4 protein-coding genes are annotated in these 3,056 nt (G+C 55.2%); 2 read left to right on the top strand and 2 right to left on the bottom strand.

What is annotated here, in order from left to right; genetic code table 11:
- Positions 1 to 185: hypothetical protein (locus tag TY51_RS22850; protein WP_042251452.1), on the top strand; the 185-nt coding region annotated here is incomplete at its 5' end.
- Between the two features lie 11 nt (positions 186 to 196).
- Positions 197 to 505 carry a hypothetical protein gene (locus TY51_RS16400; protein WP_156118082.1) on the top strand — a complete coding sequence of 103 codons (309 nt, stop codon included), beginning with the start codon at positions 197 to 199 and terminating at the stop codon, positions 503 to 505.
- A 1,173-nt stretch (positions 506 to 1,678) separates the two neighbouring features.
- Here the strand turns inward: TY51_RS16400 and TY51_RS16410 are convergent.
- A complete protein-coding gene (locus tag TY51_RS16410) occupies positions 1,679 to 1,885 on the bottom strand; it encodes a hypothetical protein (RefSeq protein WP_042251457.1) in 207 nt (68 codons plus the stop codon).
- A 273-nt stretch (positions 1,886 to 2,158) separates the two neighbouring features.
- The gene (locus TY51_RS22190) at positions 2,159 to 2,353 is read right to left on the bottom strand and encodes a hypothetical protein (RefSeq protein WP_156118083.1); all 195 of its coding nucleotides are present in this window, start codon (positions 2,351 to 2,353) and stop codon (positions 2,159 to 2,161) included.
- Between the last annotated feature and the right edge of the window lie 703 nt (positions 2,354 to 3,056).

A 3,056-nucleotide genomic window follows, 5' to 3' on the forward strand; every position in this document is an offset into this window, starting at 1 on the left:
CCCAGGGCTACGTCACAGCAGGGCTAGAGGCTCAGGCCGCAGCGAAGAAGATGGAGCGGATCCAGGGACAGTCCGAACAGGGCAAGAACGCGCTGGAGGGCATGTTCGGATCGATCATCGACGGCTCGATGTCTGCCACGGACACATTGATGCAACTGCTGGCTGAGATCGCCAAGCGCAGATGATGAAGGGCCTAATGGCGCTGCCCGGCATGGGGGCGACAAGTGGGGTGCTGGTTGGGTTGCTGGGCTCTGTAGGTGGTGGCTTCACCGGCATGGGCGGCAAGCAGGACCCGGCGGGCATCTTTCACCGCGGCGAGTACGTTAAGAGCGCGCAGGCGGTCCAGCGTCTCGGGGTGGGCAACCTCGACGCCATGCACAAGAGCGCCCTGCGCGGTTACGCCAGTGGCGGGCCGGGGGGAGTATCGGTGCCTCCACAGCGTGGCGGGTCACAAGCTATGGACGTACACGTGACCGTTGGTGTCGATCCGAATAGGGCAACCTGACGGCCTTCGTGGATAGGCGAGCCAATGGCATTTCGCAAAAGCATCAGCGCGAAACGCTCAGGACGGCGCAAGATAGAAGCTACCTCTGGTACGGCGAGACACAAAGGCGGCAATTCTGATGGGTCGCGACTTGCAGAACGCTCTTTGTCGCACTCTTGAGGCAGTGCTGGAGGGCAAGCGGCCCCAGATGCCGGAGGCCGGTGGCGCGAGATCCTCCACGCGTTCATGGACCTGTCCCGCGCCTGCACCCATCTCGCCAGCGGGCCGAACCCGATCACCTGGTAAGCAATGGCAGCCTGGTCACAGATGATGCGCAAACGGCTGCCCCCGCATCATGCCGCAATCGTCATGGCCCTAGATGATACGTGGATGCAGCACGCGGGCCGCCGGATGGCAGGAGGTTCTGTCACGGCGCCGTTGGTATCGAACACCTCGCTGTCGGCAGGCCTGTTCGATGCACTGACCGGTGGATGATTTTCCGCCAAAACTAGCGGAAACATTGCTCCCCAAAACGGGGGAGCAAACCGTGGAGGAACCAGGACAGTTTTTCTAGGATGAGGATACGAACAGGCCATCTTCTATTGCTGCTTCTCAGAAACCGCCTCGTTTCCTGTCGCATAAAGCCGCGCGATGTCCCTATGGTGCGGCTGGCATTGTTGGCTCTCCGACCGAAGCACTGCCCGTACTGACCGTCGCAGCCATGACCGCTTCGGCTGCATCACAACTACGCAGCCCTGTTTAAACTGGTACTTAAGTTCTCCATTGGCCCGAAGGTGCTGCTCAGGAACTTCGCCTGTTTGCTCCTCAGGTGTAGCAGGCTTTTCTCCGCAGCCTAGCAATACTAGCAGCGGAAGCATGATCAAGTTTCGCCTCATCCTACGTATCCTCAAAACACAGCGCCGGGGCCTTTTCCGGGGCTGTTCGATGCTCTGACCGGTGGGTGACGTCATTCATTGTTTAGTAAGATCTGTTGTGTATCGTTTACTTGATCGATCCAATAAACTTATCAACATACCGAACCCAGCACTCTCAATGATTTACGGGCACCTGTCCGGGAAGACTATCTGCACGGTGACGGAATATCCCTCACCGCCAATACGCACCTATAAAAGTTAAACGGCCTCGTTGGACAATGCGTCGGCGGGGCTGTTTGATTGTCGCAGGTGGGTGAAGTTAACGCTCAGCGCCATGCTGGCGAGGGTGGGGCGCTTTCTTCGGCGATCCATAGCCGATCAGCAGCATGACGCCTTCAAAGTGGTCCGCACCGCAGCTCATACAGACCCAGCCAGAATCCAGCTCGCCATCGCATACGAGGCAAGGATCTTCCTCGATGTCAAAGTCCAGCGGGAACGGATCCGGGATCTTGGTGTCATTGCTCATGTGATTTCATACCAAGGTCGAGCTGATTTTTCCAGTTCATGATACCTGGGCCGGCAGGTAGATGGATGCTGGATCGATAAATAAAGTCGCGTCTCCAGGTCAGTGCAGCCCGGAGATGCAAGGGTGAAAGTTCTCGCTAACCAATACCATTCATTCCGTGAAGACCACGGCAAGTAACAGCAAGCATATAAAATTGTTTCTATTATAACGTGTATGTGAAAAAATGCCAATGTGCTTACGGGGAAGGAAGGGCAATCTAATGAATGTTGGACGTCAAGTTCTGTAGAATGATGGCTCTCCGGACATTGAAAAGATCCAGTTACCTTCAGCATGATACTTCGCAACGCCATTTTTGTACCAGTGCTCGGCGGGGCCATGGTAGATAGCATTCCCCGCAGGATCGAAAATCCATTGATCGATCATGCAAAATGCCGGCTTGCCGACTTCATCATAATACCAAACTGTCATTGGAGCCTCCCTACTTTTATGCGCTGATAAGATTCTACCTGACTCAACTTTGCCCTTACTGTCGCGGAGCCGTTAAATGCGGTATAGAAAAGTCAAATAAATCAATGGAGCGGCTTTGCCACTAAAAACGGTATCTTGCCATTGAAATCGACATTCTTGTTGTTAAATCTGACATAGGGTGCGCGGACTTGGACGGTTGGTAGCGATGGAAGGTAATGAAGGAGACTGTGGCGATGCTGGTGCTGAGGCGCTGCGCCGGGCATCGGTCCCTCGACCGCTTGTACACCTATCTAAGCCAACGCGCTTAAGTCCGTTCACGCGCATACGGCCTTTTGCCCTTAAAGGCTCAAACCCGACGTGAAACTCGTCTGCCTTTCTGCCTTCGCCGTGGCTAAATCACGTCCACTGGTCAAGGCGACAATGTTCAGCACTGGTCTCGATTGGGACGCAAGAGTTGCCATGCTTCGTACGTTCGAACTTGAGCCCCGTCTTCTTGCAGCGGTTGATCGTATTGTCCTGCGGAAAGGGAAAAACTTCCGCGAGCTGGCGTCTGAATGTTATATTTAAGGGCAACAGACGCTGCTCAATGCGCCTTGTGCCGGAATTAAGGGTAACACGGCAACGTGCCTAACCGACGCTGGATAACTGACCTTGACCTGGTCTGGTTCTATCCCGCAACACGCAGACGCTGTGTCGTTTGAGG

Origin of the sequence: Paracoccus sp. PAMC 22219, from assembly GCF_000787695.1 — a bacterium.
Lineage (GTDB): Bacteria > Pseudomonadota > Alphaproteobacteria > Rhodobacterales > Rhodobacteraceae > Paracoccus.

What these genes read in the sequence shown, in the direction of transcription:
- TY51_RS22190 (WP_156118083.1), bottom strand. Translation starts at nt 2,353, where the DNA reads ATGACAGTTTGGTATTATGATGAAGTCGGCAAGCCGGCATTTTGCATG.
- TY51_RS16410 (WP_042251457.1), bottom strand. Translation starts at nt 1,885, where the DNA reads ATGAGCAATGACACCAAGATCCCGGATCCGTTCCCGCTGGACTTTGAC.
- TY51_RS16400 (WP_156118082.1), top strand. Translation starts at nt 197, where the DNA reads ATGGCGCTGCCCGGCATGGGGGCGACAAGTGGGGTGCTGGTTGGGTTG.